Below are 21863 nucleotides of genomic sequence, written 5' to 3' on the forward strand. Positions count from 1 at the left end.
TGAGGATGCGATGACACAACCATTACCGGGGGAAGACGCCATGAGCGCTGAAAATGAACTGGATATCCGTGGGTTGTTTCGTACCTTATGGGCAGGGAAGGTGTGGATTGTCGGTATGGCGCTCGCATTTGCACTTGTTGCTCTCGCCTATACTTTTTTCGCCCGTCAGGAGTGGAGCGCAACGGCTATTTCAGACAAGCCTACGGTGAATATGTTGGGGGGCTATTACTCTCAACAACAGTTCCTGCGCAACCTGGATATTAAGGCCAGCCTCGCATCAACGGACCAGCCGTCGGTGATGGATGAAGCCTATAAAGAATTTATCATGCAGCTTGCCTCCTGGGATACGCGCCGTGAATTCTGGCAGCAGACTGATTATTACAAGCAGCGTATGGTCGGAAACAGTAAAGCCGATGCCGCGCTGCTGGATGAACTGATCAACAACATTCAGTTTATGCCTGGTGATGCGTTGCGGAACACCAATGACAGCGTGAAGCTTATTGCGGAAACGGCACCTGATGCCAACAATCTTCTGCGCCAGTACGTGGCCTTTGCCAGCCAGCGTGCAGCACGTCATCTGAACGATGAGCTGAAAGGCGCATGGGCTGCGCGGACGGTGCAAATGAAAGCGCAGGTCAAACGGCAGGAAGAGGTAGCAAAATCGATTTTCTCTCGCCGTGTTCATAACATTGAACAAGCGCTCAAAATTGCTGAGCAGCATAATATTTCGCGTACTTCTACTGATGTCCCTGCTGAAGAGTTGCCTGATTCTGAGTTGTTTTTACTCGGACGCCCTATGCTGCAGGCGCGACTCGAAAACCTGCAATCTGTTGGCCCAGATTTTGATATGGACTATTTTCAAAACAGAGCCATGCTGAACACGCTGAACGTAGGACCGACCCTGGATCCGCGTTTTCAGACCTATCGTTATTTGCGGACGCCGGAAGAACCGGTAAAACGTGATAGCCCACGTCGTGCCTTCCTGATGATTATGTGGGGCATCGTTGGGGCCCTGATCGGTGCTGGTGTCGCGTTAACCCGTCGCCGTTCGATTTAGCAATACCGTTGCAGTGAGGGGCTGGGCTCTCACTGCCAATCCGAAGAGAATCGATGTGAAAGTACTGACTGTATTTGGTACGCGACCGGAGGCCATTAAGATGGCTCCTCTGGTTCATGCGCTGGCTAAAGATCCTGATTTCGACGCGAAAGTTTGCGTCACTGCACAGCATCGGGAGATGCTCGATCAGGTATTGCACCTCTTTTCCATCGTACCTGACTACGATCTCAATATTATGCAGCCAGGTCAGGGACTGACAGAAATTACCTGTCGAATTCTGGAAGGATTAAAGCCAATCCTCGCTGAGTTCAAACCTGATGTGGTGCTAGTCCACGGTGATACAACAACAACCCTTGCGACCAGCCTGGCCGCGTTTTATCAGCGTATTCCGGTGGGGCATGTTGAGGCTGGGTTGCGAACTGGCGATCTCTATTCTCCCTGGCCGGAAGAGGCAAACCGTACACTGACCGGGCGCCTGGCAATGTATCACTTTTCCCCAACTGAAAATTCACGCCAAAACCTGTTGCGTGAAACCATTCCGGATGACCGTATTTTTGTCACGGGGAACACGGTTATTGATGCGTTGATCTGGGTTCGCGATCGTGTACTCGGAAATGAAGCACTGCGCGCTGAACTGGCTGAGCGCTATCCTTTCCTGGATGCGGATAAGAAGATGATCCTGGTAACCGGTCATCGTCGGGAAAGCTTTGGTCGCGGCTTTGAGCAAATCTGCCATGCACTGGCGGAAATTGCCGCGGCTAATCAGAATGTACAGATTGTCTATCCCGTACACCTGAACCCCAACGTTAGCGAGCCGGTAAATCGTATTTTGGGTCATGTTGAGAACGTGATTCTGATTGAGCCACAGGACTATCTGCCATTCGTCTGGCTGATGAATCATGCCTGGCTTATCCTTACCGATTCCGGCGGGATTCAGGAGGAAGCCCCTTCTCTGGGCAAACCTGTGTTGGTGATGCGAGAAACAACGGAGCGGCCAGAAGCCATTACCGCAGGCACAGTACGTCTGGTTGGGACTGACCCTCAGCGTATTGTGGCAGAAGTCACGCGCTTGCTGCATGACGAAAATGAATATCAGACCATGAGCCGCGCCCATAATCCGTATGGTGATGGGCAGGCGTGTGGCCGCATTTTACACGCGTTAAAAAATAATCGGATATCGCTATGAGTTTTACGACCATTTCTGTCATTGGGCTGGGTTATATCGGACTGCCGACGGCGGCCGCTTTTGCTTCCCGTCAAAAACATGTTATTGGCGTAGATGTAAATCAACATGCGGTGGATACCATTAACCGCGGTGAAATCCACATCGTTGAACCTGATTTGGGTGCTGTGGTGAAAACAGCAGTCGAAAATGGCTTTCTGCGTGCGGTTACGACACCTGTTGAAGCAGACGCTTATCTGATTGCTGTGCCGACCCCCTTCAAGGGGGAGCATGAACCCGATATGGTCTATGTTGAAGCCGCAGCGAAGTCGCTTGCGCCGGTGCTGAAAAAAGGGGCGTTGGTGATCCTTGAATCGACGTCACCCGTCGGGGCAACGGAGCAGATGGCAGCATGGCTTGCAGAAATGCGCCCTGATCTGACTTTCCCGCAGCAGGCGGGGGAACAGGCTGACGTGAACATTGCTTATTGTCCGGAGCGCGTGCTGCCAGGCCAGGTGATGGTTGAACTGATTAAAAATGACCGTGTGATTGGCGGAATGACCCCCGTTTGTTCTATGCGCGCCAGCGAACTGTACAACATCTTCCTCGAAGGTGAATGTGTGGTGACTAACGCCCGCACTGCAGAAATGTGCAAGTTGACCGAAAACAGCTTCCGCGATGTCAATATCGCCTTTGCTAATGAACTGTCGCTGATTTGCGCCGATCAGGGGATTAACGTCTGGGAACTGATCCGTCTGGCGAACCGTCACCCGCGGGTTAACATTTTGCAGCCTGGACCTGGTGTTGGCGGGCACTGTATCGCGGTCGACCCGTGGTTTATTGTGGCGCAGAACCCGCAGCAGGCGAGATTGATCCGCACCGCGCGCGAGGTAAATGATAGTAAGCCTCATTGGGTTGTCGATCGGGTAAAAGCCGCTGTAGCGGATTGTCTGACGGAGACCAATAAACGTGCCAGCGACGTAAAAATTGCCTGTTTTGGTCTGGCGTTCAAACCGAATATTGATGATTTACGTGAAAGCCCGGCAATGGGGGTGGCGCAAAGTATCGCACGCTGGCACAGCGGCGAGACGCTGGTGGTTGAACCGAATATCCATCAGTTGCCGAAAAAACTGGATGGCCTGTGCCAACTGGCGAAACTGGACGATGCGCTGGCAAGCGCCGATGTGCTGGTGATGCTGGTTGACCATAATGAATTTAAAGCGATTAAAGGCGATGCGGTTCACCAGCAATACGTGGTTGATACCAAAGGAGTCTGGCGCTAATGAAACGAATTCTGGTTACCGGTGGTGCAGGATTTATTGGCTCAGCGGTTGTGCGTCACATCATTAATGAGACTCGGGATGCCGTGGTAGTGGTTGATAAGTTAACCTATGCCGGAAACCTGATGTCGCTGGCGCCGGTTGCACAGAATGCCCGTTTTGCCTTTGAACAAGTTGATATCTGCGATCGCCTGGCGCTCGACAACGTGTTTCAACAGTATCAGCCGGATTGCGTGATGCACCTGGCGGCAGAAAGTCATGTTGATCGTTCTATCGATGGCCCCGCCGCATTTATTGAAACCAATATTGTCGGAACCTACACGTTGCTGGAAGCCGCTCGCGCATACTGGAATGTGTTAGCCGATGATAAAAAGCAGGCGTTTCGTTTCCACCATATATCAACCGACGAGGTGTACGGCGACCTGCATTCTACGGATGATTTCTTTACCGAAACAACGCCGTATGCACCGAGTAGTCCTTATTCCGCGTCAAAGGCCAGCAGCGATCATCTGGTACGTGCCTGGCTACGTACGTACGGGCTGCCAACGTTAATGACTAACTGCTCCAACAATTATGGGCCCTACCATTTCCCGGAAAAACTGATCCCGCTGATGATTCTCAATGCACTGGCGGGAAAACCTCTGCCGGTGTACGGCAACGGACAGCAGATTCGTGACTGGCTGTATGTGGAAGATCATGCCCGGGCGCTCTATTGCGTCGCGACTACAGGCGCGGTTGGCGAGACCTATAATATTGGTGGTCATAACGAGCGTAAAAACCTGGACGTGGTCGAAACGATTTGCAGCTTGTTGGAAGAACTGGCACCGCAAAAACCAAAAGGTGTTATGCGGTATCGTGAATTGATCACTTATGTTGAAGATCGCCCAGGCCATGATCTGCGCTATGCCATTGATGCGTCGAAAATTGCGCGTGAACTTGGCTGGGTGCCGCAGGAAACGTTTGAAAGTGGCATGCGTAAAACCGTGCAATGGTATCTGGCAAATGAGGCCTGGTGGAAACCCGTGCAGGATGGCAGCTACCAGGGTGAGCGTTTGGGCCTGAAGGGCTAACAGCCTGGTTTTGGCGCCCGGAGGAGGGATCATATGAAAGGTATCATTCTGGCAGGTGGCTCAGGCACTCGCCTGTACCCCATTACGCGCGGCGTATCGAAGCAGCTATTGCCTATTTACGATAAGCCCATGATCTATTACCCGCTATCGGTACTGATGCTGGCGGGAATTCGCGAGATCCTCATTATTACCACACCGGAAGATAAAGGGTATTTCCAGCGTTTGCTGGGAGATGGCTCTGAGTTCGGTATTGAACTGCATTATGCAGAGCAGCCCAGCCCGGATGGTTTAGCACAGGCATTCATTATTGGTGAAACGTTCCTTAACGGCGAACCATCATGTCTGGTGCTTGGGGACAATATCTTCTTTGGTCAGGGATTTAGTCCAAAACTACGCCACGTCGCTGCCAGAACACAAGGTGCGACGGTATTTGGCTATCAGGTGATGGATCCTGAGCGTTTCGGTGTGGTTGAGTTTGATGACAATTTTCGCGCAGTCTCGCTGGAAGAGAAGCCGAAAGAACCAAAATCAAACTGGGCGGTGACAGGACTCTATTTCTACGACAGTAAGGTAGTGGAATACGCAAAGCGCGTGAAACCTTCTGAGCGTGGGGAACTGGAAATTACCTCCATTAACCAGATGTACCTTGACGATGGCAATCTGACCGTTGAATTGCTTGGCCGTGGCTTTGCCTGGCTGGATACCGGTACGCACGACAGTCTGATTGAAGCGAGCACGTTTGTGCAGACGGTGGAGAAACGTCAGGGCTTTAAAATCGCCTGCCTGGAAGAGATAGCATGGCGTAATGGCTGGCTGGATGATGAAGGTGTTAGACGTGCCGCCAGCTCTCTGGCTAAAACAGGCTACGGCCAATATTTGCTGGAGCTTCTCCGTGCCCGTCCGCGCCAGTATTGAGTCTCTGGATTGGGAAAATACGTTCTTTGGCGTGAATAGCGCCATCGTACGGTTTGACCCGCACGCACCGATCCTGACAGCAGAAGTTTTACAGCGCTGGGAACGGGTGCAGGCAAAAATTCCTGCTGCAAATACGTATGAATTAGATGCTTTACAGCAGTTGGGCTTTTCACTGGTCGAAGGTGAGATGGACTTTGTTCTGCCGGTAACGTGCGCCCGTGAAAATCCCGGTGCACAGGTGGCGCAAGCTGCGGATATTCCGCTGCTGCGTCGACTGGCAGGAGAGGCGTTCGCCCAAAGTCGTTTCCGCGCACCGTGGTATCCCGTGGAGGCCAGTGCGCGTTTTTATGCACAGTGGATAGAAAACGCTGTGCTGGGCACGTTCGATCATCAGTGCCTCATTTTTCGTACACAGACAGGTGGGATTCGCGGTTATGTCTCACTACGTGACGTCAATGATACTGATGCACGTATTGGCTTACTGGCTGGTCGTGGTGCGGGTGCCGAACTCATGCAGGCTGCGCTTTGCTGGGCACAGGCTCGCGGTAAAACAACATTGCGGGTGGCGACCCAGATGGGCAACACCGCCGCGCTTAAACGTTATATACAGAGCGGTGCAAATGTGGAAAGCACCGCGTACTGGTTATACAGGTGACAAAATGATTCCATTTAACGCACCGCCGGTGGTGGGAACCGAGCTTGAATACATGCAGTCAGCGATGAGCAGCGGCAAGCTGTGTGGCGATGGTGGTTTTACCCGCCGTTGCCAGCAATGGCTGGAGCAGCATTTTGGCAGTGAGAAGGTGCTGCTGACGCCTTCCTGTACCGCATCACTGGAGATGGCGGCATTATTGCTGGACATCCAGCCCGGCGATGAAGTCATCATGCCCAGCTACACATTTGTATCTACCGCGAACGCATTCGTGCTGCGTGGCGCAAAAATCGTCTTTGTCGATATCCGCCCGGATACCATGAACATTGATGAAACGCTGATTGAAGCGGCGATCACCGAGAAAACCCGCGCTATTGTGCCGGTGCACTACGCCGGGGTTGCCTGTGAAATGGATACCATTATGGCGTTGGCGTCACAATACAACCTGTTCGTGGTAGAAGATGCTGCTCAGGGCGTAATGTCGACCTACAAAGGCCGTGCGCTGGGGACCATTGGGCATATTGGCTGCTTTAGCTTCCATGAAACCAAAAACTATACCGCAGGCGGTGAAGGCGGGGCGACGCTGATCAACGACCGTAAATTAGTTGAACGTGCAGAAATCATCCGTGAAAAGGGGACGAATCGCAGTCAATTTTTCCGCGGTCAGGTTGATAAATATACCTGGCGTGATATTGGCTCCAGCTATTTGATGTCCGATCTCCAGGCTGCCTATCTGTGGGCGCAACTGGAAGCGGCAGAGCGTATAAATCATCAGCGCCTGGTGCTGTGGCAGAATTATTATGATGCCCTCGAACCGCTGGCGCGTGCCGGGCGTATTGATTTACCCGCCATCCCGGAAGGTTGTGCGCAGAACGCCCATATGTTTTATATCAAGCTGCGTGATATTGACGATCGCACGGCGTTGATTAACTTCCTGAAAGAAGCCGAAATTATGGCGGTATTCCATTATATTCCGCTGCATGATTGTCCGGCTGGCGATAAATTCGGCGTGTTTTCCGGAGTCGATCGTTACACCACCAAAGAGAGTGAACGCCTGCTGCGTCTGCCGCTGTTTTATAACCTGTCGCTGGTGAACCAGCGCACAGTAATTACGACCTTACTCAACTACTTCTCCTGATATGTCGCTGGCTAAAGCGTCCTTGTGGACGGCTACCAGTACGCTGGTAAAAATTGGTGCGGGTTTGTTGGTGGTAAAACTGCTGGCGGTCTCTTTCGGCCCTGCGGGTGTGGGCCAGGCGGGAAACTTCCGTCAGATGGTCACCGTGCTTGGCGTGTTGGCGGGCGCTGGGATTTTCAACGGCGTCACGAAATACGTTGCGCAGCACCATGATGACCCGGCGCGGTTGCGTAAGGTGGTGGGGACATCATCCGCAATGGTGTTGGGATTCTCTACGCTGATGGCGGCGATTTTTTTGCTGGCAGCAGCGCCTATCAGTCAGGGATTGTTTGGTCATACGCATTTTCAGGGGCTGGTACGCCTGGTTGCGCTGGTACAGATGGGGATTGCCTGGGCAAACCTGTTGCTGGCGTTGATGAAAGGATTCCGCGATGCCGCAGGTAATGCGCTATCGCTGATTATTGGCAGCCTGGTCGGCGTCGTGGCCTACTACGGCTGCTATCGGTTGGGCGGATACGAAGGTGCTTTGCTGGGGCTGGCGCTGGTGCCAGCGCTGGTGGTTATCCCTGCAGCCATCATGCTGATTAAGCGTGGCACTATTCCTCTGCATTACCTGAAGCCCTCGTGGGATAACGGTCTGGCAGGGCAGCTAAGCAAGTTTACGTTGATGGCGCTCATTACCTCTGTGACGCTGCCCGTGGCGTATGTGATGATGCGAAACCTATTGGCGGTGCAATACAGCTGGGATGACGTGGGGATTTGGCAGGGGGTGAGCAGTATCTCTGATGCGTACCTGCAATTTATTACCGCTTCATTCAGTGTGTATCTGCTGCCAACACTGTCTCGCCTGACTGAAAAGCGCGACATCACGCGTGAAGTTATCAAATCGCTGAAATTTGTATTACCGGCAGTTGCCGCCGCGAGTTTTACCGTCTGGCTGTTACGTGATTTTGCTATCTGGCTGCTTTTCTCCGCTAAATTCACCGCCATGCGTGATTTGTTTGCCTGGCAACTGGTGGGGGATGTACTGAAAGTGGGTGCCTACGTATTTGGCTATCTGGTGATCGCGAAGGCCTCGCTGCGGTTTTATATTCTGGCCGAAATTAGCCAGTTCATTTTGTTGACGGCATTTGCCCACTGGTTGATCCCCGCGCACGGTGCTCTGGGCGCGGCACAGGCCTATATGGCAACGTACATCGTCTATTTTTCTCTTTGTTGTGGCGTGTTTTTACTCTGGCGTAGGCGGGTATGACTGTACTGATTCACGTTCTGGGATCGGATATCCCTCACCATAACCAAACCGTGCTGCGGTTCTTCAACGACGCGTTGGCTGCAACAAGTGAGCACGCGCGCGTGTTTATGGTTGCCGGTCAGGATACGGGATTTAGCGAGAGCTACCCGGCGTTATCACTGAGTTTCTACGGTGGAAAAAAGGCGCTGGCAGAGGCCGTTATCGCCAAAGCTAAGACGGATCGCCAGCAGCGTTTCTTCTTTCATGGGCAGTTCAATACTAGTCTGTGGCTGGCATTGCTGAGCGGGGGGATTAAGCCTGAGCAGTTTTACTGGCATATTTGGGGTGCCGATCTGTATGAAGTCTCCAGTGGGCTGAAATTCCGTCTGTTTTACCCGATTCGCCGAATGGCACAAAACCGCGTGGGTTGTGTCTTTGCCACGCGAGGCGATCTGAGCTATTTCGCTGAGCTGCATCCGCGTGTTCGCGGGGAATTGCTCTATTTCCCAACCCGTATGGATCCGTCGCTGAACAATATGAGCAATGAGCGCCAGCGACGCGGGAAAATGACGATCCTGGTCGGAAACTCTGGCGATCGCAGTAATGAGCATATTGCCGCGCTGCGTGCTGTCCATCAGCAGTTCGGCGACACGGTTAACGTGATTGTGCCAATGGGTTACCCGGCAAATAATGCAGGCTATATTGAAGAAGTGCGCCAGGCGGGTCTGGCGTTATTTAGCGCCGATAACCTGCAAATTCTCAGTGAAAAGCTGGAGTTTGATGCCTATCTGGCGCTACTGCGTCAGTGCGATCTGGGTTACTTTATCTTTGCCCGTCAGCAGGGGATTGGTACATTGTGTCTGCTGATTCAGGCGGGGATCCCGTGCGTGCTCAATCGTGAAAACCCATTCTGGCAGGATATGGCAGAGCAAAACATCCCGGTTCTGTTTACGACAGATGTACTCAATGAAGGTATCGTACGCGAGGCGCAGCGCCAACTGGCATCGGTTGATAAAAGTGCAATTACTTTCTTTAGCCCGAATTATCTGCAACCGTGGCATAACGCGCTGCGCATTGCCTCAGGAGAAACCGTATGAGTCTGATGCAATTCAGCGGTCTGCTGGTGGTGTGGCTGCTCTCGACTTTGTTTATCGCCACGCTGACCTGGTTTGAATTCCGACGCGTGCGGTTTAACTTCAATGTCTTCTTCTCATTGCTGTTCTTATTGACGTTTTTCTTTGGTTTTCCGTTGACCAGCGTGCTGGTATTTCGCTTTGATGTGGCGGTGGCCCCGCCGGAAATTTTGCTGCAGGCGTTGCTGTCCGCTGCCTGCTTCTACGCAGTGTACTATGTGACCTATAAAACACGCCTGCGGAAACGGAGCCCGGAGAGAACGCGCAAACCGCTGTTTACCATCAATCGCGTTGAAGCACATTTGACCTGGATTATCCTGATGGCGATTGCGCTGGTGAGCGTGGGCATTTTCTTTATGCACAACGGTTTCCTGCTGTTCAGGTTGCAATCCTATAGCCAGATTTTCTCCAGTGAAGTCTCCGGGGTGGCTCTGAAACGCTTCTTCTACTTCTTCATTCCGGCGATGCTGGTGGTCTACTTCCTGCGTCAGGACAGCAAAGCGTGGTTGTTCTTCCTGGTGAGTACCGTTGCATTTGGGTTGCTGACGTACATGATTGTTGGCGGAACCCGCGCCAATATTATTATCGCGTTTGCCATTTTCCTGTTTATCGGCATTATTCGCGGCTGGATTTCGCTGTGGATGCTGGCCGCGGCGGGCGTCCTGGGTATTGTCGGGATGTTCTGGCTGGCGCTGAAGCGCTACGGGATGAACGTCAGCGGTGATGAGGCGTTCTATACTTTCCTGTACCTCACGCGCGATACCTTCTCGCCGTGGGAGAATCTGGCGCTATTGCTGCAAAATTACCACAATATTGAGTTTCAGGGACTGGCACCGATTGTTCGTGACTTCTACGTCTTTATCCCTTCCTGGCTGTGGCCGGGACGACCTGGCATTGTTCTCAACTCAGCGAACTACTTTACCTGGGAAGTGTTGAATAACCACTCGGGGCTGGCGATTTCGCCGACGTTAATTGGTTCGCTGGTGGTGATGGGCGGGGCGCTGTTTATACCGTTAGGCGCGATTGTCGTCGGCCTAATTATTAAATGGTTCGACTGGTTGTATGAATTAGGCAACCGGGAAACTAATCGCTATAAGTCGGCGATTTTGCACAGTTTCTGTTTCGGTGCCATTTTTAATATGATCGTTTTGGCACGTGAAGGGTTAGATTCGTTTGTCTCGCGAGTGGTTTTTTTCCTCGTGATTTTCGGCGTCTGTCTGTTGGTGGCAAAATTGTTGTACTGGCTGTTTGATAGTGCGGGACTCATCCATAAACGAATAAAGTCGGTGCCCCGGACACAGGTTGAAGGATCGTAATGACAGATAACACAACTGCGCCGCTGTATTCACTGCGCGGATTAGAACTGATTGGCTGGCGCGATATGCAACATGCGCTGAATTACCTGTTTGCCGGGGGACGTCTCAGGCAGGGGACGCTGGTAGCAATTAACGCTGAAAAAATGCTGACAGCGGAGGATAACCCAGAGGTTCGGACGTTGATCGAGGCCGCTGAGTTTAAATATGCGGATGGGATCAGCGTGGTGCGTTCCGTGTGTAAAAAATTCCCGCAGGCGCAGGTATCACGTGTGGCGGGGGCCGATCTCTGGGAAGCGCTGATGGCTCGCGCCGGGAAGGAAGGAACGCCCGTATTCCTGGTGGGCGGTAAGCCTGATGTTCTGGCACAAACAGAGGCAAAACTGCGCGCACAATGGCACGTCAATATTGTTGGCAGTCAGGATGGCTATTTTACCGCCGATCAGCGTCAGGCGCTGTTTGAGCGTATTCATGCCAGCGGCGCACAACTTGTTACCGTGGCGATGGGTTCGCCGAAACAAGAAATTTTTATGCGCGACTGTCGCCAGGTCCATCCGCATGCGCTGTATATGGGCGTGGGCGGCACCTACGATGTGTTCACCGGGCACGTAAAGCGCGCGCCCAAATTCTGGCAGAGCCTGGGATTGGAGTGGCTGTATCGCTTGCTGCTGCAACCAAGTCGCATCACCCGCCAACTTCGTTTATTACGTTATCTCCGCTGGCACTATACCGGCAATCTCTGACATCACCTCTGCGTTGTTCAGTAGCGCGTTATGCTAAACGCGCTACTTATTCACAACATAATCGCTGCTTTCTCGCACAATCTATTTATTTTTTGAATGCTTTAATTGCCATTTAGGCGATTTTAAGAAACCATTCGCCACAATCATTGCAGTGCCGTGGTGTTTTTGGCGCCAACCGTAAAGTGGTCGGTGCTGAATGGCCTGTTATGGCAAAAAACGATGTACCCATAACGATAACCGGTAATACCGGAAACAATGCAAACACAACAAGAGGATCTATGGCCGAGAACAAACCTGAGCTACAGCGTGGGCTGGAGGCTCGTCACATCGAATTAATTGCCCTTGGGGGCACCATTGGCGTCGGACTGTTTATGGGGGCTGCCAGTACCCTGAAATGGGCGGGACCGTCGGTTCTTCTGGCGTATATCGTCGCTGGGTTGTTCGTCTTCTTCATCATGCGTTCCATGGGGGAGATGTTGTTCCTGGAGCCGGTCACCGGCTCATTCGCCGTTTACGCTCACCGCTACATGAGCCCCTTCTTTGGCTATCTTACCGCATGGTCATACTGGTTTATGTGGATGGCGGTGGGGATCTCGGAGATTACCGCCATTGGGGTCTACGTGCAGTTCTGGTTCCCGGAAATGGCGCAATGGATACCCGCACTGATTGCTGTTGGACTGGTTGCGTTAGCAAACCTGGCAGCAGTTCGCTTGTATGGTGAAATCGAATTCTGGTTTGCCATGATCAAAGTGACCACCATCATTGTGATGATTGTCATTGGCGTAGGGGTTATTTTCTTCGGCTTTGGTAACGGTGGTCAGGCGATCGGCTTTGGCAATTTGACCGAGCATGGCGGTTTCTTCGCGGGGGGCTGGAAAGGGTTCCTGACAGCATTGTGTATTGTTGTTGCTTCCTATCAGGGCGTGGAGCTGATCGGCATCACGGCTGGTGAAGCGAAAAATCCACAGGTCACACTGCGTAGCGCGGTAGGTAAAGTGCTGTGGCGTATCCTGATTTTCTACGTGGGGGCGATTTTTGTTATCGTCACTATCTTCCCGTGGAATGAGATTGGCAGTAACGGCAGCCCGTTCGTTCTCACTTTTGCCAGGATTGGTATTACAGCGGCCGCTGGGATTATCAACTTTGTGGTCCTGACGGCGGCGCTATCTGGCTGTAACAGCGGGATGTACAGCTGTGGCCGTATGCTCTATGCGCTGGCAAAGAATCGCCAACTACCCGCCGCTGTTGGAAAAGTTTCGCGTCATGGCGTACCGGTTGCCGGCGTGGCCATTTCTATCGCCATCCTGCTGATTGGTTCGTGCCTGAACTACATCATTCCCAACCCGCAGCGTGTATTCGTTTATGTTTATAGCGCCAGCGTACTGCCGGGGATGGTGCCATGGTTTGTGATCCTGATAAGCCAACTGCGTTTCCGTCAGGCCCATAAGGCGGCGATCGCCAGTCATCCTTTCCGCTCGATTTTGTTCCCGTGGGCGAATTATTTGACGATGGCGTTCCTGATTTGCGTATTAATCGGCATGTACTTTAATGAAGATACCCGAATGTCGCTGTTTGTTGGCATCGGCTTCTTACTGGCGGTGACGCTCATTTATAAGGTTTTTGGCCTGAATCGTCATGGCACAGCCCAAAAATTGCAGGAATAAGCGACAAAACGCACAAAGCGTGACCAAACGATAATTTATTTTAAAAAAGCACTAGACAGCAGACCGAGACCTCCGTAATATCCAGCCCCGCAACGGCGCTAAGCGCCCGTAGCTCAGCTGGATAGAGCGCTGCCCTCCGGAGGCAGAGGTCTCAGGTTCGAATCCTGTCGGGCGCACCATTTAGTAAGGTGCCGGAGCTGCGGTGGTTTTAATACCGCGTAAAAGATTTGCAGTGGTGGCTATAGCTCAGTTGGTAGAGCCCTGGATTGTGATTCCAGTTGTCGTGGGTTCGAATCCCATTAGCCACCCCATTAATTTAAAGTTGTGAAATGCGAAGGTGGCGGAATTGGTAGACGCGCTAGCTTCAGGTGTTAGTGTCCTTAGGATGTGGGGGTTCGAGTCCCCCCCCTCGCACCACGACTTAAAGAATTGAACTAAAAATTCAAAAAGCAGTAAAACGGCGAGTAGCGCAGCTTGGTAGCGCAACTGGTTTGGGACCAGTGGGTCGGAGGTTCGAATCCTCTCTCGCCGACCAATTTTGAACCCCGCTTCGGCGGGGTTTTTTGTTTTCTGTTCTTCGCTTTTGTACCTCTTCTCCCCCAAATGTCATGAAGTCCTAAAAAGCCGCAATCCCTGGTTTTTACAGTGCAATCACCGCATACGCTGTGTAATAATATGCGTGTAGATGCTCATTCCATCTCTTATGTTCGCCATCAGGCCTCATAAACTCAGGAATGATGCAGAGCCGTTTACGGTGCTTATCGTCCACTGACAGATGTCGCTTTAGCTTCATCAAACACCATGGACATAACGTTGAGTGAAGCACCCATTTATGTTGTCATACAGACCTGTTTAACGCCTGCTCCTTACCGAGCGGGCGTTTTTTTATGCATAAACAAAATCCTTCGAGCTGCTTCTCGAATGATTTTGCGTATACGATTGAAAAATATGTAGGCCCGGTAAGCGAAAGCGTCACCGGGCATTCAGGAGTTACTGCGGGGGATTGTTGTTCTGCAGTGTCAACATCAGGCCATCACGGCGCAGGGTGGCGGCTTCTTCCGGCTGATGCAGCCTGTCCAGTGCGTCGGCAAGCCAGGCGTAGTCGTATGCATCCGGGCGTTGTTTAAGCGCGGCACGGAAGGCGAGCGTAGCTTCCTGCCATTCACCGTGCTTCATCAATGACTGACCAAGCGTACTCCACAGCAGTGGGCGGTCGCCCACCACTTTAATTTGCTGGCGCAGTACTTTTTCTATCTGTTCCGGGTTGTTGGTTTTCAGACGTGGGATCGGCAGCACCAGGCGGTCGTCATACTGACGTTTCAGACCATCGATGATGATTTGCTGTGCCGTATCGTGATCGTCACACTCAATCAGATGTTCTGCCATCGCCACCTGCAGGGCAACCTGATGACGAGTCTTACGGCTCTGGTTTTTCCACCATGCGCGTAATCCCTCGCTGCCCTGATCGGCGCGAACCTGATCCATCAGACCCACCCATGCCTGCTGTTCCAGCATCGCACGGTGTTCTTCATCACCCACATGCGCTTTCGCCATTGATGGAATGATATCCAGCAAAGAACTCCATGCGCCGGTGCGAATATAAGCCTGTTCAGCCAGGCGCAAGACTTCCGGATGACGTGGCGTCACTTCCAGCAGTTTGTCTACGCTGTGGCGTGCGGCATGGTTTTCATTACGCGCCAGCTGCAAACGAACACGGGCGATTTCGACTGGGATCGTATCATTTCCGGCGAGTTCGGCTGCGCGTTCAAGGTGTTGATTAGCGCGAGCTTCATCACCACGCTGCTGAGCCGCTTCTGCCGCCAGCAGGTAATTCACCACCGGCTGTTCTGCGTGATCGGCATTTTTTGACATCAGCTTTTCAACCTGCTGATAGTCGCCTTCTGCCAGTTTAAGCAGCGCCTGCTCGGTCTGCTTACGCGCACGACGGCGTTTACGCCCCACGAACCAGCCGCGGGTATGCGCACCAGTACGGAATATACGGCGCAGCAGCCACTCAATCGCAAAAAGAATGACCATCGCGACGATCAGAATGATCACCAGACCCGTCACGCTGGTTTCGATGTTGTAGTTATCCGTCTGGATCAGCACGTAGCCCTGATGACCGGCTATCATCGGACCGACGACGATCCCGGCGATCAACAGCACAAAGAGCAACAATACTTTTAGCATCATTATTCTCCTTGCGGCGCGGCTGCCGGAGCATCTGCCTGAGGTACTGGTGCAGGTGCGGCTTCAGCCGGTGATGTGGATGGCTGGGCCAGCAAATTACGCACGCGAGTCTGCATTAGCTTCTCAAGAATAACCTGGCTCTGAAGTGTTTCCGGTACGTCCATGCTGATGCTTTGCTGGCTCAGTTGATCGACCTCTTCAAGGAACGCTTTTGTCGCCGCATCGTCAGTGTCGTAATAGGCGCGAACCCACGTGGAGACATTTTCCAGCGCCTGGCGGTATGTTTCTTCCTGATGGCGAGGTACGGCTTGCGCCGCCACTAGCAGGCGTGAACGGATGTTCTCACGTAAGTAAACATCCTGGTTTGGCGCCAGTAGCGGGACGGCGGTTTCATCACGACGGCGAATGGTGATAAAACTGTCCATAAAGTTCTGCCAGCTTTTTTGCAGATTGACGCGCCATTCGCTAATGGAACTGGAAAGCTCGCTGCTGTCAGAATCCATCGGTGAATCATCGGTATCGTTATCAGCCAGACGCAGGTTATCAATTTGGTTAGCGAGCTGGTTTACCTTGAGGATAATGCCATCATAGTCGACCTGAGTTACCGCAGAGAGGCTGGCGATATCGTCGGTAATCGCGCGACGAGCGGCAATTAAACTGGGGTCATTCATGTCAGCCAGGCTGGCGTCGGCGCTTTTCAGCAACGCTGCGGCGGTGGTAACGTCCTGATCGCTCCATAATTTACGCCCCGCCAGTTTCACCAGAAAATCGGCCTGCGCCAGTAGCCATGTTTTGGCATCGCTTCCGGAGATAGTGGCGATTTTTTGCTGAACCTCATCAAGCTGTTTGGCCAGCGCAGTCTGCTGGCGATTGGCTTCATCCAGTTGTGTTGCCTGCTGCTTAATAATGCCTTCCAGCTCGGTCTTTTGGGTTTCTTGCGCTTTTTGCAGCGCCATGAGCTGGTTTGCCAGCGCATCACTGGTTGCTGTCTGCGTAGTGGCCTGCTGTTTTCCCCAGCCATACAGCCCCACACCTGCCGCCAGCGCAATAGCAATCGCCACCGCGCTCAGAATCAGCGCCGTGCTGTTCTTACTCTTTTTTTCAGTATTGACTGGCTGTGATGTGGTTTCCACGGCCTCCCTGGTCTCTTCAACCACGGCGGAGGTTTTTTCTTGTTCCGTCATTATGGCATCCCATTATGAGAGTTATTGTAATGCGCGTAGCAGCGCATCGTTGTCAGCGTTATCAGCGACCTTAATATCTTGCCAGCCCAGTTCCCGGGCGAGGTGCGCCAGACGCTCACTGACGACCAGCAGCCGACAGCGTAGTAACCAGTGCTCACGATACCATTGCGGAATGAGCGACCAGAGCTGTTGTAGCATCTCTCCGCTGGTGACAACCAGCGTGGTCACGCCGCGAGATTGCCAGCGCATCGCTTCCTCTGCGCCATCGTAATGTTTTGCACTGCGTTGATAACATTCACAAAAATCGACATCAGCTCCGCGTGCTGTCAGGGTTTCACCTATTAGCTCGCGGCCACCGTTGCCGCGTAATATCAGTGCGCGTTTTCCCGCAATATTTTGTAATTCAGGTAATTGTAGCAAGACTTCGCTGATTTCCCGATCCAGAGGGTAGTGAATATTGCATCCGCTCACGGTGTGTAACGCCAGCGCCGTTGTACGGCCGATGGCAAAATAGTGCGGGAGAGTGGACCAACTTACCCCTTGCCGCTGAAGCTCGGCATCGGCAAAGGTGACGGCGTGCTGCGAGAGTGCGAAGACCAGATCGTTTTCGGTGAGCGCCGAAAGACGGGGGGCAAGCGTTGGCAGTTCCCGGCCCGGCGCGAACTCAATAAGCGGAAAGCTCCAGGCCACCTGCCCCAGTGTGCGCAGACGGCTCACTAACTCTTCCCCAGCGGGAGACGGGCGGGTGACCAGAATACTCATGCGGGGGCATCTCCGTTATAAACTTCAGCCAGAATGGCGCGCGCACCGTTCTCCAGCAGTTCTTCTGCCAGAGATATACCCATTTTTTCCGCATCCTGCGCGGCGCCGCGACGTTCTCCGCATACCATCTGCGAACCGTCAGGCGCGCCAACCAGCGCTCGTAGCCAAATCTCACCGTTGATTAGTTCGGCATAACTGCCGATTGGCACCTGACATCCCCCTTCCAGGCGGGTGTTCATGGCACGTTCGGCTTTGACGCGTAGCGCAGTTTCTTCATGGTTGAGCGGCGCTAACAGCGCCTGAGTGCGCATGTCATCCAGTCGACATTCTATGCCAACTGCGCCTTGTCCGACCGCAGGCAGGGAGACTTCTGGCGGCAGAGCAGTACGGATTCGCGACTCCAGTCCTAAGCGTTTTAATCCGGCGACCGCCAGAATAATCGCGTCGTAGTCGCCGTTATCCAGTTTGCTCAGGCGAGTGCCTACGTTGCCGCGCAGCGAACGGATGATGAGGTCCGGACGACGCTTCGCCAACTGGCACTGGCGACGTAAGCTGGACGTTCCAACGATGCTACCTGCCGGGAGTTCATCCAGCGTGTTGTACTTATTGGAGACAAAAGCATCACGCGGATCTTCACGCTCGCAAATGGTGACCAGTCCAAGACCGTCAGGGAATTCAACCGGCACATCCTTCATGGAGTGCACGGCGATATCGGCGCGTTTTTCCAGTAGTGCGACTTCCAGCTCTTTAACAAACAAACCTTTACCCCCGACTTTTGCCAGTGGGGTATCCAGAATCACGTCGCCACGGGTCACCATGGGAACCAGTTCCACGATCAGACCGAGGTGGTTTGCCATTAAGGCGTCTTTGACATAATGTGCCTGCCAGAGCGCAAGGGGGCTTTGGCGTGTGGCAATTCTCAAAACATTGTCTAACATGCTTGTTACCGTCATTATCAATCATTGACCATCCTAACATCCTTATCAAAGGGATGTCAGCGTTACGCTCAAACGTAAGTGAGGGGAAAAGGCGCTGCATCATCACTGGCAGTGATTAATGACGAGAAACCTCCCGACCGTATGAAGGAATTTACACGTAACGAACGGTGCTACACTTGTAAGTAGCGCATCTTTCTTTACGGTCAATGAGCAAGGTGTTAAATTGATCACGTTTTAGACCATTTTTTCATCTGTAACTAATAAAAGTGCAGGTGAAAAAGGTAACGGTTATTTTTGACATACGGTTTATCCGGATTGATAACGAGGGTGGTGAGCGTTTGCGCCGCCGCTATCGACACCATGACGGATGCAACATCAGGCGATACGTCTTGTACCTCTATATTGAGACTCTGAAACAGAGACTGGATGCCATAAATCAACTGCGTGTGGATCGCGCGCTTGCTGCCATGGGACCTGCCTTCCAGCAGGTATACAGTCTGCTGCCGACATTATTGCACTACCACCACCCACTGATGCCGGGTTACCTCGATGGTAACGTTCCCAAAGGCATATGCTTTTACACGCCTGATGAAACCCAACGCCACTACCTGAATGAGCTGGAACTGTACCGCGGTATGTCGCCGCAGGATCCCCCAAAGGGCGAACTGCCGATCACCGGCGTTTACTCGATGGGCAGTACCTCTTCGGTAGGGCAGAGCTGTTCGTCTGACCTTGATATCTGGGTCTGCCATCAATCCTGGCTGGATAGCGAAGAGCGCCAGTTGCTGCAGCGTAAATGTAGCCTGCTGGAAAGTTGGGCCGCGTCGCTGGGCGTGGAAGTCAGTTTCTTCCTGATTGACGAAAACCGTTTCCGTCACAATGAAAGCGGCAGTCTGGGTGGTGAGGACTGTGGCTCGACGCAGCATATTCTGCTGCTTGATGAATTCTATCGCACCGCTGTGCGCCTCGCGGGTAAACGTATTCTGTGGAATATGGTGCCGGGCGACGAAGAAGAGCATTACGACGATTACGTCATGACGCTCTACGCACAAGGGGTGCTAACGCCAAACGAATGGTTGGATCTCGGCGGGCTCAGTTCGCTCTCTGCCGAAGAGTATTTTGGCGCCAGCCTCTGGCAGCTGTACAAGAGTATCGACTCCCCGTACAAAGCGGTGCTGAAAACGCTGCTGCTGGAAGCCTATTCCTGGGAATACCCCAATCCACGCCTGTTGGCGAAAGACATTAAACAGCGCCTGCACGACGGCGAGATTGTCTCTTTTGGTCTCGACCCATACTGCATGATGCTGGAGCGCGTGACCGAATACCTCACGGCGATCGAAGACCCGACGCGTCTGGATTTAGTGCGTCGATGTTTCTACTTAAAAGTCTGTGAGAAACTGAGCCGTGAACGCGCCTGCGTGGGCTGGCGTCGTGAAGTATTAAGTCAGTTAGTGACAGAGTGGGGTTGGGATGAAGCCCGTCTGACCATGCTGGATAATCGCGCTAACTGGAAAATTGACCAGGTACGCGAAGCGCACAACGAACTGCTCGACGCAATGATGCAGAGCTATCGTAATTTGATCCGTTTTGCGCGCCGTAACAATCTTAGCGTCAGCGCCAGTCCGCAGGATATTGGCGTGCTGACCCGTAAGCTGTATGCCGCATTTGAAGCCTTGCCCGGCAAAGTGACGCTGGTGAACCCGCAGATCTCACCGGATCTCTCAGAACCCAATCTGACCTTTATCCACGTGCCGCCAGGTCGCGCTAACCGTTCGGGTTGGTATCTCTACAACCGCGCGCCTAACATGGATTCGATCATCAGCCATCAGCCGCTGGAATATAACCGCTACCTCAATAAGCTGGTAGCGTGGGCGTGGTTTAACGGTCTGCTGACCTCGCGTACGCATTTGTTTATTAAGGGTAACGGTATTGTCGACTTGCCGAAGCTGCAGGAGATGGTCGCTGATGTGTCGCACCACTTCCCGCTGCGTCTGCCGGCACCGACGCCAAAAGCGCTATACAGCCCGTGCGAAATTCGTCATCTGGCGATTATCGTTAACCTCGAATATGACCCGACGGCGGCGTTTCGCAATCAGGTGGTGCATTTTGATTTCCGTAAGCTGGATGTCTTCAGCTTTGGCGAAGAGCAAAATTGTCTGGTGGGTAGCGTAGACCTGCTGTATCGCAACTCGTGGAATGAAGTGCGAACCCTGCACTTCAACGGCGAGCAGGCGATGATTGAAGCGTTAAAAACGATTCTGGGCAAAATGCATCAGGATGCCGCGCCGCCGGATAGCGTCGAGGTCTTCTGCTATAGCCAGCATCTGCGCGGTTTAATTCGTACTCGCGTACAGCAACTGGTGTCTGAGTGCATCGAATTACGCCTGTCCAGTACGCGCCAGGAAACCGGACGCTTTAAAGCACTGCGTGTTTCCGGCCAGACATGGGGACTGTTCTTCGAACGCCTGAACGTCTCGGTGCAGAAGCTGGAAAACGCGATTGAATTCTATGGCGCGATTTCACATAACAAACTGCACGGGCTTTCCGTTCAGGTTGAAACCAACCATGTGAAACTCCCGTCGGTGGTGGACGGATTTGCCAGTGAAGGGATCATTCAGTTCTTTTTCGAAGAAACGGGTGATGAGCAGGGCTTTAACATCTACATTCTGGACGAGAGTAACCGGGTCGAGGTGTATCACCACTGCGAAGGTAGCAAAGAGGAACTGGTACGCGACGTCAGCCGTTTCTATTCATCGTCGCACGATCGCTTCACTTACGGCTCCAGTTTTATCAACTTTAACCTGCCGCAGTTTTATCAGATTGTGAAAACTGACGGGCGCGCGCAGGTGATCCCGTTCCGCACCCAGCCGATTAGTCCAGTCCCGCAAACCAGTCAGGATAACGACACGCCGCTGTTGCAGCAGTATTTTTCGTGAACATGATGCCGGATGCCGGTGTAAACACCTTATCCGGCAATCACACTTAGCGGAAGCTCACCTCTTCACCTGCCTGCTGCGTTGCCGCCTGTTCCAGCAGATCCCAGAACGTTTCGCCGCTGCGATCGCAGATCCACTCGTCGCCTTTCAGATCAAAGTGGTAGCCGCCCTGTTTGGTCGCCAGCCACACCTGGTGCAGCGGCTCCTGACGGTTAATGATAATTTTGCTGCCGTTTTCGAAGCTGATGGTCAGCACGCCGCCGTTGATTTCACAATCGATATCGCTGTCGCCGTCCCAGTCGTCCAGGCGTTCTTCAATGGTCATCCACAGGGTGTCGGCAAGGCGATGAAATTCACTGTCGTTCATTTTTTTATCCTGTTTTTCGTGATGGTCGCAGTATAACGCGGAATAAATCACGTTGCAGTTTTTAGCCAAACTCTTGCTTTTACGCCTTCTCCTGCGATGATAGAAAACAGAAAGCATGAACTTACAGG

18 protein-coding genes and 4 tRNA genes are annotated in these 21863 nt (G+C 52.8%); 17 read left to right on the top strand and 5 right to left on the bottom strand.

The genetic code is table 11. The features are described 5' to 3' along the window. Positions 1 to 10: 10 nt before the first annotated feature. The 16 genes from wzzE (at position 11) to SK32_RS23535 (ending at position 13893) form a co-directional block, all read left to right on the top strand. The gene (wzzE, locus tag SK32_RS23460) at positions 11 to 1057 is read left to right on the top strand and encodes an ECA polysaccharide chain length modulation protein (RefSeq protein WP_048214060.1); all 1047 of its coding nucleotides are present in this window, start codon (positions 11 to 13) and stop codon (positions 1055 to 1057) included. A gap of 55 nt (positions 1058 to 1112) precedes the next feature. Continuing rightward, entirely contained in the window at positions 1113 to 2243 is a 1131-nt protein-coding gene (gene wecB / locus SK32_RS23465) for a non-hydrolyzing UDP-N-acetylglucosamine 2-epimerase (RefSeq protein WP_048214061.1), read from the top strand. Continuing rightward, positions 2240 to 3502, top strand: coding sequence for a UDP-N-acetyl-D-mannosamine dehydrogenase (wecC, locus tag SK32_RS23470; protein WP_048214062.1), 1263 nt, complete (start codon positions 2240 to 2242; stop codon positions 3500 to 3502). Before wecB ends, wecC begins: the two co-directional genes overlap by 4 nt. After that, entirely contained in the window at positions 3502 to 4569 is a 1068-nt protein-coding gene (gene rffG, locus SK32_RS23475) for a dTDP-glucose 4,6-dehydratase (protein ID WP_048214063.1), read from the top strand. Before wecC ends, rffG begins: the two co-directional genes overlap by 1 nt. 33 nt (positions 4570 to 4602) lie before the next feature. Beyond that, positions 4603 to 5484, top strand: coding sequence for a glucose-1-phosphate thymidylyltransferase RfbA (rfbA, locus tag SK32_RS23480; RefSeq protein WP_048214064.1), 882 nt, complete (start codon positions 4603 to 4605; stop codon positions 5482 to 5484). Next, positions 5462 to 6139, top strand: a complete 678-nt coding sequence (gene rffC, locus SK32_RS23485) for a dTDP-4-amino-4,6-dideoxy-D-galactose acyltransferase (RefSeq protein WP_048214065.1) — start codon at positions 5462 to 5464, stop codon at positions 6137 to 6139. The genes rfbA and rffC overlap by 23 nt, the downstream gene beginning before the upstream one ends. 4 nt (positions 6140 to 6143) lie before the next feature. Continuing rightward, complete coding sequence (rffA, locus tag SK32_RS23490; RefSeq protein WP_048214066.1) at positions 6144 to 7274, top strand: dTDP-4-amino-4,6-dideoxygalactose transaminase; 1131 nt, start codon at positions 6144 to 6146, stop codon at positions 7272 to 7274. A 1-nt stretch (position 7275) separates the two neighbouring features. Continuing rightward, the gene (gene wzxE / locus SK32_RS23495; RefSeq protein ID WP_048214067.1) at positions 7276 to 8526 is read left to right on the top strand and encodes a lipid III flippase WzxE; all 1251 of its coding nucleotides are present in this window, start codon (positions 7276 to 7278) and stop codon (positions 8524 to 8526) included. Next, complete coding sequence (locus tag SK32_RS23500; RefSeq protein WP_048214068.1) at positions 8523 to 9602, top strand: TDP-N-acetylfucosamine:lipid II N-acetylfucosaminyltransferase; 1080 nt, start codon at positions 8523 to 8525, stop codon at positions 9600 to 9602. The genes wzxE and SK32_RS23500 overlap by 4 nt, the downstream gene beginning before the upstream one ends. After that, positions 9599 to 10954 (top strand): ECA oligosaccharide polymerase, encoded by a 1356-nt coding sequence (wzyE, locus tag SK32_RS23505; RefSeq protein WP_048214069.1) that lies wholly within the window; start codon positions 9599 to 9601, stop codon positions 10952 to 10954. Before SK32_RS23500 ends, wzyE begins: the two co-directional genes overlap by 4 nt. Further along, positions 10954 to 11694, top strand: a complete 741-nt coding sequence (gene wecG, locus SK32_RS23510) for a lipopolysaccharide N-acetylmannosaminouronosyltransferase (RefSeq protein WP_048214070.1) — start codon at positions 10954 to 10956, stop codon at positions 11692 to 11694. The genes wzyE and wecG overlap by 1 nt, the downstream gene beginning before the upstream one ends. Before the next feature lie 278 nt (positions 11695 to 11972). Next, the gene (gene thrP / locus SK32_RS23515) at positions 11973 to 13358 is read left to right on the top strand and encodes a bifunctional threonine/serine APC transporter ThrP (RefSeq protein ID WP_048214071.1); all 1386 of its coding nucleotides are present in this window, start codon (positions 11973 to 11975) and stop codon (positions 13356 to 13358) included. Between the two features lie 102 nt (positions 13359 to 13460). After that, positions 13461 to 13537, top strand: a tRNA-Arg gene (locus SK32_RS23520). Between the two features lie 56 nt (positions 13538 to 13593). Then, positions 13594 to 13669 (top strand) — tRNA-His (locus SK32_RS23525). A 20-nt stretch (positions 13670 to 13689) separates the two neighbouring features. Beyond that, positions 13690 to 13775: transfer RNA gene (locus SK32_RS23530), tRNA-Leu, on the top strand. A gap of 41 nt (positions 13776 to 13816) precedes the next feature. Beyond that, positions 13817 to 13893, top strand: a tRNA-Pro gene (locus tag SK32_RS23535). A 455-nt stretch (positions 13894 to 14348) separates the two neighbouring features. Here SK32_RS23535 and hemY read toward each other — a convergent pair. From hemY to hemC, 4 genes are read right to left on the bottom strand one after another with little or no spacing between them, the layout of a single operon-like run. Next, positions 14349 to 15548 (bottom strand): protoheme IX biogenesis protein HemY, encoded by a 1200-nt coding sequence (gene hemY, locus SK32_RS23540; protein ID WP_048214072.1) that lies wholly within the window; start codon positions 15546 to 15548, stop codon positions 14349 to 14351. Positions 15549 to 15550: 2 nt separating this feature from the next. Further along, positions 15551 to 16732, bottom strand: coding sequence for a uroporphyrinogen-III C-methyltransferase (gene hemX / locus SK32_RS23545; RefSeq protein WP_048214073.1), 1182 nt, complete (start codon positions 16730 to 16732; stop codon positions 15551 to 15553). 21 nt (positions 16733 to 16753) lie between these two features. Beyond that, positions 16754 to 17494, bottom strand: a complete 741-nt coding sequence (gene hemD, locus SK32_RS23550; RefSeq protein WP_048214074.1) for a uroporphyrinogen-III synthase — start codon at positions 17492 to 17494, stop codon at positions 16754 to 16756. Further along, positions 17491 to 18432 (bottom strand): hydroxymethylbilane synthase, encoded by a 942-nt coding sequence (gene hemC, locus SK32_RS23555; RefSeq protein ID WP_048214103.1) that lies wholly within the window; start codon positions 18430 to 18432, stop codon positions 17491 to 17493. The genes hemD and hemC overlap by 4 nt, the downstream gene beginning before the upstream one ends. A 389-nt stretch (positions 18433 to 18821) precedes the next feature. Between hemC and cyaA the strand changes: the two genes are divergently transcribed. After that, a complete protein-coding gene (gene cyaA / locus SK32_RS23560) occupies positions 18822 to 21368 on the top strand; it encodes a class I adenylate cyclase (RefSeq protein ID WP_048214075.1) in 2547 nt (848 codons plus the stop codon). A 46-nt stretch (positions 21369 to 21414) separates the two neighbouring features. Here the strand turns inward: cyaA and cyaY are convergent, their stop codons facing one another. Beyond that, entirely contained in the window at positions 21415 to 21735 is a 321-nt protein-coding gene (gene cyaY / locus SK32_RS23565; protein WP_003828967.1) for an iron donor protein CyaY, read from the bottom strand. Between the last annotated feature and the right edge of the window lie 128 nt (positions 21736 to 21863).

It is taken from the genome of Citrobacter sp. MGH100 (genome assembly GCF_001034465.1).
Classification (GTDB): domain Bacteria; phylum Pseudomonadota; class Gammaproteobacteria; order Enterobacterales; family Enterobacteriaceae; genus Citrobacter; species Citrobacter youngae.

What these genes read in the sequence shown, in the direction of transcription:
- rfbA (WP_048214064.1), top strand. Translation starts at nt 4,603, where the DNA reads ATGAAAGGTATCATTCTGGCAGGTGGCTCAGGCACTCGCCTGTACCCC.
- wzzE (WP_048214060.1), top strand. Translation starts at nt 11, where the DNA reads ATGACACAACCATTACCGGGGGAAGACGCCATGAGCGCTGAAAATGAA.
- wzxE (WP_048214067.1), top strand. Translation starts at nt 7,276, where the DNA reads ATGTCGCTGGCTAAAGCGTCCTTGTGGACGGCTACCAGTACGCTGGTA.
- SK32_RS23500 (WP_048214068.1), top strand. Translation starts at nt 8,523, where the DNA reads ATGACTGTACTGATTCACGTTCTGGGATCGGATATCCCTCACCATAAC.
- wecC (WP_048214062.1), top strand. Translation starts at nt 2,240, where the DNA reads ATGAGTTTTACGACCATTTCTGTCATTGGGCTGGGTTATATCGGACTG.
- hemX (WP_048214073.1), bottom strand. Translation starts at nt 16,732, where the DNA reads ATGACGGAACAAGAAAAAACCTCCGCCGTGGTTGAAGAGACCAGGGAG.
- rffA (WP_048214066.1), top strand. Translation starts at nt 6,144, where the DNA reads ATGATTCCATTTAACGCACCGCCGGTGGTGGGAACCGAGCTTGAATAC.
- cyaY (WP_003828967.1), bottom strand. Translation starts at nt 21,735, where the DNA reads ATGAACGACAGTGAATTTCATCGCCTTGCCGACACCCTGTGGATGACC.
- wecG (WP_048214070.1), top strand. Translation starts at nt 10,954, where the DNA reads ATGACAGATAACACAACTGCGCCGCTGTATTCACTGCGCGGATTAGAA.
- wzyE (WP_048214069.1), top strand. Translation starts at nt 9,599, where the DNA reads ATGAGTCTGATGCAATTCAGCGGTCTGCTGGTGGTGTGGCTGCTCTCG.
- rffG (WP_048214063.1), top strand. Translation starts at nt 3,502, where the DNA reads ATGAAACGAATTCTGGTTACCGGTGGTGCAGGATTTATTGGCTCAGCG.
- hemY (WP_048214072.1), bottom strand. Translation starts at nt 15,548, where the DNA reads ATGCTAAAAGTATTGTTGCTCTTTGTGCTGTTGATCGCCGGGATCGTC.
- hemC (WP_048214103.1), bottom strand. Translation starts at nt 18,432, where the DNA reads ATGTTAGACAATGTTTTGAGAATTGCCACACGCCAAAGCCCCCTTGCG.
- thrP (WP_048214071.1), top strand. Translation starts at nt 11,973, where the DNA reads ATGGCCGAGAACAAACCTGAGCTACAGCGTGGGCTGGAGGCTCGTCAC.
- hemD (WP_048214074.1), bottom strand. Translation starts at nt 17,494, where the DNA reads ATGAGTATTCTGGTCACCCGCCCGTCTCCCGCTGGGGAAGAGTTAGTG.